Here is a 7,751-nt window from a genome sequence, read left to right as displayed (position 1 = left end):
AACCCTCCTGACTCCTCCTTTTTCTTTTTTGTTGCACTTCATTGACAATCTGCCCTCCGCGAAGCGGTGGGGATTGATTAGCAGGCATTACTTCGACTTAAAATCTGAGGTAGAAGATAGTGCTTCCAGGGACAATCCCCCCACCCCCTTTGCCAAAGGGGGCAAGCGGCTTCGCCGCTTGTGCGCTCCTGCGGTATCACAAGGTGGAACTACCCCAACCCGCTCCACAAATTTTCTCTACTTTACGAAACGAATCGCATAAAGCTTCCGTAAAAAATTTCAGGGCTGACTTCGGTCCTTCTGGGGCACCATGATACGCAGATGGGAGCCCTCGCCGCACTTGCCCTTCTCGTCGTGGACCTCAAGGTCAAACCACATCTTCCGCCGCTCAATCTCCCGCAGAGTGGCGGTGGCAGTCACCTTCATACCCACGGGAGTGGGGGCCAGATGGTGGATGTGGGCCTCGGCTCCCACGGTGGTCATACCCTCGTCCAGGTACTCCCGGGCCAGCTCCAGAGCGCAGGCCTCCATCAGGGCCAGCATATTGGGGGTCGACAGAATCTTCGCCCCCGCAGTTCCAATGCGCTTAGCTGTCATGGTGTCGTCCACCGTCCAGGTCAGACTGTGCTGAGTGGGCTTGTCCATTTGTTACACCTCTTTCTCAAAAATCAGGTCCATTTCTCCAATGAAGCCGTTACTCTGTGTTACTGGAATCCAGCCTACGTATCGCCAGCCATCCTCAGCGCGACGCGTAATGACCGCTTCATGATCCTCAAATTTCAGTCGAATAACCCCTTTTGTGTAAATGCGCTCATATTCATAGGTATACATCGTATTCCACCTCTAAAAACAGGGAAAAGTTCCTTTTTTCTTTTTAAAGAAAAAAGGAAGAAACGGTTAGCGGAAAGGCCTCCCCTCCCCGTCCAGCACATCCCGGCGGTGGAAGGTGACAAAATCGGGGGCGTACTCCGGGTACTCCCCGCAAAAGGCGGCGCGAATCAGTTCCGGATTCAGGCCAGGATTCTGAGCGGAGGTCACCAGATCCACCATCATACTGTCGCTCTGGCACTCAATGCGCCAGCTGCGGATCAGAGGGATCAGGTCAACTTCCGTAAAACCCGCCTTGGCCTTGTTGGATTTCTTTTTGACCACCAGGCTCTCCCTGTTCAACAGCGCCGCCATAGCAGGCTCCGTTGCCTGAGGCCGGCCCTCCGGGTAGTCAAAATTCATGATATAGTTGACATAACAGAGCTCCTTCAGCTTCCGCTCCACCGGGTAGCACTGGTGGACAAGGATACCCTCCGGCATAGCGGCGGTAAGGCGTTTAGGAACTTCTTCATGGCTTGTTCCCTCCAGCAGCCCGAATTCCAAAATTTCGCACTGGCTGGAGAAGCCCACCGACAGAGGCAGAGCGATGGAAACGAAGGGATGGGGATTGAAGCCCTCGGTGTGCTTGATGGGTATCCTGGCCCGGGCAAAGGCCCGCTGGAAGGTGCGCATCAGGTCCAGGTGGGAGATATACCGGGCCCGTCCCGTCTTGGTAAACAGCAGCCGATCAGCCACAGCGGCCACCTCCTGTCAAAAGCCTGTTGGCTCCGCAGCCGGAGCACTGAGTACGGCAGTCTGGGGTCGTTTCAGAGGCATAGCAGTGTTCTCGCTCCCGCCACAAAAATTCGGGAGTCACCCCGGTATCGATCCTGCACCAGGGAAACACCTCATTCCGGGTGCGCTCCCGGTGGGCATAAAAGTCTCCGTTCAACCCACAGGCGGCCAGCCCATCCAGCCACCGCTGGTAGTCAAAATACTCTGTCCAGGAGTCCATCTTCCCCCCGTGCTCCCAGACCCACTCCAGCGCACTGGACAACCGCCGGTCTCCACGGGACAGGACGGCCTCCAGATAGCTGGTCTGGGGATCGTGCCAGTTGTAGGTGATAGATTTGTCCCGTTTCAGGGCGTCCCGCAGCAGATTCACACGCCGCTGGTACTCCTCTGCGGTGATCTGCGCCTCCCACTGGAAGGCGGTGTGAGGCTTGGGCACAAACCAGGAGGTGGACACGGTAATCCGAACCCCTCGGGCTTTGTTGGGGGCGTACTCCCGCCAGGTGAAGTAGACCTTCCGGGCCAGGTCGGCAATCCCCAGCACATCCTCGTCGGTCTCGGTGGGCAGGCCCAGCATAAAGTACAGCTTGACCCCGTTCCACCCCCCGGCAAAGGCGGTGCGGCAGGACTGGAGCAGGTCCTCCTCCCGCAGGTTCTTGTTGATAGCGTCCCGGAGGCGCTGGGTCCCCGCCTCGGGGGCAAAGGTCAATCCGCCCCGGCGCACCCGCTGGAGCCGCTCCATCAGCCCCATGGAAAAGGTATCCGCCCGCAGAGAGGGCAGGGACAGGCCAATATCCCGGGGGGCACAGTAGTCCAGGAGCTCATCACACAGGGGCAGCAGGTCGGGGTAGTCGGTAGAGGACAGACTGGACAGGGTCATCTCCTGATAGCCGGAATCCTCACAGGCCTCCTTGCCGTACTTTGCCAGCAGCTCCGGGCTGCGGGAGCGCACTGGCCGGTAGGTGTAGCCCGCCTGACAGAACCGGCAGCCCCGAATACAGCCCCGGAACAGCTCCAGCATAACCCGGTCGTGGACAATCTCCGTGGACGGAATGATGGTTTTCACCGGAAAATAGGCCTTGTCCATATCCTGGATAATCCGTTTGGTGACCAGCTCTGGCGCACCCTTCAGGGCCTTTACCTCCTCCAGAGTGCCGTCCTCTCGATAGACTGGCTCATAAAAGGAGGGCACATAGACCCCCTTGATCTTGGCCGCCTCCTCCAGAAACTCCACTTTGGACCAGCACTCCTCCTTGGCCTGGAGGTAGAGGTCGATATACTCCAGGGTCACCTCCTCTCCCTCGCCCAGGATAAACAGGTCCACAAAGGGGGCCAGAGGCTCCGGATTGTAACAGCAGGTCCCCCCTGCCACCACCAGCGGAGCCAGTTCGCGCCGGTCTGAAGCCCGCAGGTCCAGACCGGCCAAGTCCAGCATATTCAACACATTGGTATAGGCCATCTCATAGCCCAGCGAAAAACCCAGGATATCAAAATCAGCGATGGGATCACCGCTCTCCAGGCCGTAGAGGAGCAGGCCTGCCCGGCGCATCTCCTCCTCCATGTCTCCCCAGGGGGCAAAGCAGCGCTCACACCAGACGTCAGGCCGCTGATTCATGACCCCATATAGGATACGGCAGCCCAAATTGGACATCCCGATCTCATAGGTATCGGGAAAGCAAAGGGCATAGCGCAGGTCCACCTCCCGCTTGTCCTTGACCACTGCGTTAAATTCTCCCCCTGTGTATCGGGCGGGTTTCTGTACCTTGGACAGGATATGCTCTAAGACACGATTCATCTTCTTCCTCCCTGCGATCATGCGACGTGCCTTCTATTTTACCTGTTTCCTGTCCCGCTGACAAGCCCTATTTCTTCTTCTGCGTCAATTATTTTGTCGAGGTCAGCGACGAGGCCAGCCACACTGCCGCCAAAAGCAGGGTGAGATTGCCCCGAATCCCCGCTGTAAGCCCCGCCGTAAGCAGTCCCAGCGTGCAAATCCACCCAAGTATTCCGACTGTCCGCGCCGCTGTGTCTGGTCCAGTCAGCAGCGCCAAGGTGCAGTACAGCGCCCGTCCGCCGTCCAGCCGTCCCACCGGCAGCAGATTAAAACAGGCCAGAGTCAGATTCAGCCCGGCAAAAGCAAAGCCGCCTCTCTCACAACAGGTCAGCGCCAACAGCAAATTTGTCCCTGGCCCTGCCAGCGCGGACAGCCCCTCCTGCCAGTAGCCCAAAGGCCGCCGCAAGACCATCTCCGCCCCAATCGCTGTTAAGCGAATCCGCTTTATATCTCCCCCCAGGATCCGAATGGTCATATAGTGACCTAACTCGTGGACGCCGCAGGACAGCGCCGCTATCGGAAGCAGAAAGTTTCGGTCCAAATAATTCAGCCAGGCCGCCAGAAGCAAAAAGCCTCCCGTCATCTCTACTTTGCCCAACTGTATCATGGCTCTAAAAAATCCACATAATAGGCGGGATCAACGTGCATTTTATTGTATTTCAGCTCCAGATGGAGGTGGGGCCCGGTGGAGGTCCCAGTAGACCCGACCCTGGCGATGGTATCCCCCATGCTCACCGCCTGCCCCTTGGTCACCTCGATCTTGCTGCAATGGGCATAGAAGGATCTTACACCGTTGCCGTGGTCCAGCTGGAGGTAGAGGCCGTAGGAATCGTTCTCTCCGGTATACTCCACTGTTCCAGAGGCAAAGGCTGCAATTGGATCTCCCAACTGGCCGCCAATATCCACTCCGCCATGGAAGATGTACTGGCCGTTAATAGGATGGTCCCGATAGCCGTAAATGGAATTCAAATGACCCAACACTGGTGTCATGGTTTCCAAGTCGCCAAATGAGATCTGATCCATGGTGTAGTTGCTGGGAAGAGGGTCGCCGCTGTAATCGGAGAAGACCACTACTGTTCCCGCTGCCGGTACTGCGGCAGGCTCCGATTCCTCCGGCTGAACTGTCTCCTCCACTGGAGGCTCAGCTTCCGGAACCGACGGCAATTCCGTCTCCAACTCCAGACCAAAACTGGAAAAGTCTGCATAGTGCGCCGTTTTGGCGGCCTGTGTGGTGACTGTGTTTAAAAACTGAACTTCCTCCTCCAATACCCCACTGGGCTGAGGAGGAATAAAATCTGACACCTGGGCGGGTTCCTCCTGAGATGTGGCTCCAAATACCTCCTTGCAGAAATCTCCAAAATCTGACAGCACTGTATCCCCGCCCGCCAACGACCTTCCCAGACCGGCAAAAACTTTCTCAAAGTCTACATCGCTGGAGATCAAAGCCTGAATGTCCTCCCGGAGCTGAGCCAGTTTCTGGGGAAATATCCCTTTCCAGAGAAATATTGTGAGAAACAGCGCCAGACAAACCGCCAGCTGAACCAGACGTACCTGCTCCTGACTGCGGGCAGCTGTCCGGCGGCGGTTCCTTCCCAGCGCCGTGCTGGATACACGGCGGCCTGCTGGCTGTATGCCCTGATTGTACATGGACGTCCCTCCTATTCAGCTGCTTTGGTAGAGTTTATTTAGAAATCACTTGTAATATTACTCTTGACAGAAAGCAAAAAAGAGATTATGATAGTAGATGGTCCATCCGGGCGTGGCGAAGTTTGGTATCGCGCTTGGTTCGGGTCCAAGAGGCCGTGGGTTCAAATCCCGCCGCTCGGACCAACTTACGGGGCATGAAGCGTTGACTTTGATGCCCCGTAAGTGTTCTTTTAACCCTGTTAAATGTTTTTGTGCTTTTTATTGGCGAATAGGAAAGAGGGCCGGGGCGTTATGCCCTGACCCTCTTTTTCACGCAGTATTCCGCATACGTTTTACACACCATTCTCTGCGAATCACTGCACTAAATCAAAAAATGTCAGCTGCCGGTCCCCATAGCTTCCAACAGCGGCGGAAATGATATGTTTCATCTGATACAGCAGGCCCAATTTCTGACACCGCTGGGAAAACAGCTCCCACAGCTCTCTGGCCCGTGGGCTGGCGCAGGAATAGCGGGAACCATATTTCTTGCGGTACCTCTCCCCCATTCCTCTGCCGGGAAAGGCCTGGTCCAGACCGTTGAGGAAATAGTCCCGCTGACCGTCCCGCATCGTGACCCCGAAGGCGGCGTAGACGAACCGTGCCCCCGCTTGGGCGGCGCTGTCCACCACGGCAAGGACATTCTCCGCCGAGTCCTCCAAAAAGGGCAGCACCGGCATAAGGAGCACGCCTGAAAATACTCCGGCCTTCGACAGCGCCTCCAGCGCTTTGAGGCGGCGGCTGGGTAACGGCGCGCGGGGCTCCAGTTTTGCCGCCAAGGCATCGTCAACGGTGGTGACGGTTAGCTTACAGATCACCGGAGAGTGCGCCTGAATTATCTGGTACAGCTCCACATCCCGCGCAATGAGGTCGCTTTTTGTGGCCGCCGCAACCCCGCACTGGTAGGCGTCAATGAGCTCCAGAGCGTGGCGGGTGAGTTGAAGCTCCCGTTCAAAGGGATTGTAAGGGTCGCTCATGGAGCCCATGGTGATAAAGGCGGGCTTTGCTTTCCGAGCTAGGTCATCCCGGAGAATGCGCAGGGCGTCCGCTTTGGCCTTCACCTGGTCAAAGTTCGGATTCTGATAACAGCTACTGCGGCTGTCGCAGTATAGACAGCCGTGACAGCACCCTCGATAGATATTCATGGTGTGGTCGGTGCCAAACCACTCCGTTGACTTGTTCCGGTGGAGCAGATGTTTGGCGGGAATGTAGTCCATACCGTCTCACCTCCTCCCCATCTTACCAGACTCATACCAATCTGTCAAGAAAATCAGAACAATTGTTTGACTTTTCTCCTCCGCCGGCGTATAATATCTCACAGGGGCGGCCTGTGACTGTCCTCAGAGAGTGATACACAAGGGGGCGCTCAACGTGGAGCGGGTCATTTTTCACTGCGATTTGAACAGCTTTTATGCCTCGGTGGAGCTGCTGTCCCACCCGGAGCTGCGGCACCTCCCTGTTGCGGTGTGCGGCGACCCCAACAGCCGCCATGGTATCATTCTGGCCAAGAATGAGCCCGCCAAGGTTTTTCAGGTCAAGACGGCAGAGACCATCTGGCAGGCGAAGAAGAAGTGTCCGGACCTGGTCCTCCTCCCCGCCCACCACGGAGTATACCGGGACTTTTCCCGTAAAGTAAATTGCCTTTACCAGGAGTATACCGACCTGGTGGAGCCCTTCGGCATTGATGAGAGCTGGCTGGACGTCACCGGTACCCTCCACCTCTTCGGCGGAGACGCCCGAGCGCTGGCTGACCGCCTGCGGGAAGAGGTCCGAGGCCACTTTGGACTGACCATTTCGGTAGGGGTATCCTTTAACAAGGTCTTCGCCAAGCTGGGCAGCGACTACAAAAAGCCTGACGCCACCACTGTCATAACCCGGGAAAACTTTCCAGAGCTGGTCTGGCCTCTCCCCGTCACCGACCTGCTCTATGTGGGCCGTGCGGCGGCTCAGACCTTTCAGAAATTCGGCATCCGTACCATCGGCGACCTGGCCGCTTTCGACCGGGAGCAGCTCTTTTCCCTGCTGGGCAAAAACGGCGTCCAGCTCCACGACTTTGCCAGCGGACAGGACCACTCCCCTGTGGCCCCCGCTGAACAGTACACCCCTCCCAAGTCGGTGGGCAATGGCTACACCTTCCCCCAGAACCTCCAGGGCCGGGAGGAGATCAAAGCGGGTATTGCTCAGCTATCTGACCAGGTAGCCACCCGCTTACGCAGACACGGCATGAAGTGTCAAGGAGTTTCCCTTGCCATTCGGGACCCTGATTTCAAAGATATCAGCCGCCAGGTCCAACTGGATACCCCCACTGATTTAGCCCGGGAGCTGACCCAGACGGCAATGGCGCTGGCGGACGGCTGTTGGAATATGTCTAATCCCGTGCGGGCGCTGACGGTGACCGCCATCTACCTGATCCCTGCCAGAGAGGCCGGGACTCAGCTGAACCTCTTCGCGGCGGAACAGGACCAGAAGCGCCGCCGTCTGGAGAAACTGGAGGGCACTTTGGACGCCATTCGGGCCAAGTACGGACCGGGCGCTATTGCCTCCGCTTCCACCCCATGGAATCCAAGCCAAGAGCGCCACGCCCCACCGCCGGGCACCGCGCAGAGCTAGTGATAAAAAGTTGTCTTTTAGAACA

Annotated in this window: 9 protein-coding genes and 1 tRNA gene; 3 read left to right on the top strand and 7 right to left on the bottom strand. The window is 57.3% G+C overall.

Annotated elements, in window-relative coordinates; genetic code table 11:
- On the top strand, positions 1-262 hold a 262-nt coding region (locus D1646_RS22860), incomplete at its 5' end, for a hypothetical protein (RefSeq protein WP_207709443.1).
- Positions 263-279: 17 nt separating this feature from the next.
- Here the strand turns inward: D1646_RS22860 and D1646_RS14870 are convergent.
- From D1646_RS14870 to D1646_RS14845, 6 genes are all read right to left on the bottom strand, one after another.
- Entirely contained in the window at positions 280-645 is a 366-nt protein-coding gene (locus tag D1646_RS14870) for a thioesterase family protein (protein ID WP_160637219.1), read from the bottom strand.
- A gap of 3 nt (positions 646-648) precedes the next feature.
- Complete coding sequence (locus tag D1646_RS14865) at positions 649-831, bottom strand: DUF4177 domain-containing protein (RefSeq protein ID WP_160637218.1); 183 nt, start codon at positions 829-831, stop codon at positions 649-651.
- 66 nt (positions 832-897) lie between these two features.
- Positions 898-1,563, bottom strand: a complete 666-nt coding sequence (locus D1646_RS14860) for a TIGR03936 family radical SAM-associated protein (RefSeq protein ID WP_160637217.1) — start codon at positions 1,561-1,563, stop codon at positions 898-900.
- On the bottom strand, positions 1,556-3,394 hold the full coding sequence (locus tag D1646_RS14855) for a TIGR03960 family B12-binding radical SAM protein (protein WP_160637216.1): 1,839 nt from the start codon (positions 3,392-3,394) through the stop codon (positions 1,556-1,558). The genes D1646_RS14860 and D1646_RS14855 overlap by 8 nt, the downstream gene beginning before the upstream one ends.
- An 88-nt stretch (positions 3,395-3,482) precedes the next feature.
- Positions 3,483-4,040: a peptidase M50 gene (locus D1646_RS14850; protein WP_160637215.1), complete on the bottom strand. Its 558-nt coding sequence runs from the start codon at positions 4,038-4,040 to the stop codon at positions 3,483-3,485.
- Positions 4,037-5,080, bottom strand: coding sequence for a M23 family metallopeptidase (locus D1646_RS14845; RefSeq protein WP_160637214.1), 1,044 nt, complete (start codon positions 5,078-5,080; stop codon positions 4,037-4,039). The genes D1646_RS14850 and D1646_RS14845 overlap by 4 nt, the downstream gene beginning before the upstream one ends.
- Before the next feature lie 106 nt (positions 5,081-5,186).
- Between D1646_RS14845 and D1646_RS14840 the strand changes: the two genes are divergently transcribed.
- A tRNA-Pro gene (locus D1646_RS14840) sits at positions 5,187-5,263 on the top strand.
- A gap of 170 nt (positions 5,264-5,433) precedes the next feature.
- On the opposite strand, the gene D1646_RS14835 is transcribed toward D1646_RS14840, so the two are convergent.
- Entirely contained in the window at positions 5,434-6,333 is a 900-nt protein-coding gene (locus D1646_RS14835) for a radical SAM protein (RefSeq protein ID WP_160637213.1), read from the bottom strand.
- Between the two features lie 154 nt (positions 6,334-6,487).
- On the opposite strand from D1646_RS14835, the gene dinB reads away from it, so the two are divergent.
- Positions 6,488-7,726 (top strand): DNA polymerase IV, encoded by a 1,239-nt coding sequence (gene dinB, locus D1646_RS14830; RefSeq protein WP_160637212.1) that lies wholly within the window; start codon positions 6,488-6,490, stop codon positions 7,724-7,726.
- Positions 7,727-7,751: the final 25 nt, after the last annotated feature.

Origin of the sequence: Pseudoflavonifractor sp. 60 (genome assembly GCF_009911645.1) — a bacterium.
GTDB lineage: Bacteria > Bacillota > Clostridia > Oscillospirales > Oscillospiraceae > Lawsonibacter.
This window is presented reverse-complemented; position numbering and strand designations above follow the sequence as displayed.

Coding starts and splice junctions, on each gene's coding strand:
- D1646_RS14870 (WP_160637219.1), bottom strand. CDS start 645: ATGGACAAGCCCACTCAGCACAGTCTGACCTGGACGGTGGACGACACC.
- D1646_RS14835 (WP_160637213.1), bottom strand. CDS start 6,333: ATGGACTACATTCCCGCCAAACATCTGCTCCACCGGAACAAGTCAACG.
- D1646_RS14865 (WP_160637218.1), bottom strand. CDS start 831: ATGTATACCTATGAATATGAGCGCATTTACACAAAAGGGGTTATTCGA.
- D1646_RS14855 (WP_160637216.1), bottom strand. CDS start 3,394: ATGAATCGTGTCTTAGAGCATATCCTGTCCAAGGTACAGAAACCCGCC.
- D1646_RS14845 (WP_160637214.1), bottom strand. CDS start 5,080: ATGTACAATCAGGGCATACAGCCAGCAGGCCGCCGTGTATCCAGCACG.
- D1646_RS14850 (WP_160637215.1), bottom strand. CDS start 4,040: ATGATACAGTTGGGCAAAGTAGAGATGACGGGAGGCTTTTTGCTTCTG.